We start from the raw sequence: 1048 nt of genomic DNA on the forward strand, positions 1-1048 counted from the left end.
ATCTCATTCATGGCAGTTGCCAGTTGTGATACTTCACTTTGCTGCTGTTGCATACCTTGTGATGACTGCTCGGCAATGGCACTGACCTCTTCAACTGCACTACTGAGCTGTGAGACTGAGCCACTGATTTCGTTCACCAGCTGGCTTAATCCCTCTTTCATCTGACGAATTGCGCGGGCCAGTTGGCCGATTTCATCATCTGACAATTTGCCAGAATCAACGTAATCGCACAGTGCGCTGCGGCCGAGATGACCATTGGCAATTTGCTGCGCTTGTTGTACCAATAAAATCAGAGGGTTACGGATTTGCCGTGTTAGCACAGTGGCAAATATCACGACCAAAATAATGGACAGCACAATACAGATAGCAATATTAATTTTAGCGGAGCTGTAGACTGATTCGGCGGTAGCATGTGCAGTGACTGCATATTTTTCATTCAGCTCAATCAACAGCGTGACATCATTTAGCATTGAGGTATAGCTTGCCATACCTTGACCGAGTAATAGGGTATGTGCCTGATCAATTTGCTGATTTCCCAGCCAATTTAACAGTTGTTGGTGGGTATTGAGATACTGAGCCCATTTGGTTTTAATCTGGCTATAGATCTGCTGTTCACTCTCTTCCCAGACCAGTCTGGCATAATCATCGAGTATGCCGTTGATGTCAGTTTTTAATCCATCAAGCACTTGCAGATATTGTGCTTTACGCGCGGGATCGCCCATCACCAAAAACAGGCCTAATTCATAGCGGCGAAAATCAGCGATGGTCTGGCGGATAGCTGCTGCTGTACGAATGCTAGGAATGACATTATCGGTCAGATCGAGAGATTCATTATTCATGTTCTTGAACTGAACAAGCGAGAATGCGCCTATCCCAATCAGTAGTAAGCAGAGAACCGAAAAAGCCGAGGTAAGTTTTTTACCAATGGTTAAGCTGGGTAATAACATAAAATAACCTTGTTGCTGGATGTGTTGCGAGGCCGCTTCGCGTACAGCGAAGCACCATAAAAGAGGGGTAACACTGCCGGATATCAACGCATGGCTTGCCC

General features: G+C 45.8%; 1 protein-coding gene. It reads right to left on the reverse strand.

Annotated features, from left to right (window positions below; translation table 11 throughout):
* Positions 1–947 (reverse strand): MCP four helix bundle domain-containing protein (locus ACRC27_RS02760; RefSeq protein WP_438639142.1); only part of this gene is annotated, 947 nt, incomplete at its 3' end.
* Positions 948–1048 lie beyond the last annotated feature (101 nt).

Origin of the sequence: Plesiomonas sp. (genome assembly GCF_051650925.1) — a bacterium.
In the GTDB taxonomy this organism is placed as follows: domain Bacteria; phylum Pseudomonadota; class Gammaproteobacteria; order Enterobacterales; family CAMTGL01; genus Plesiomonas.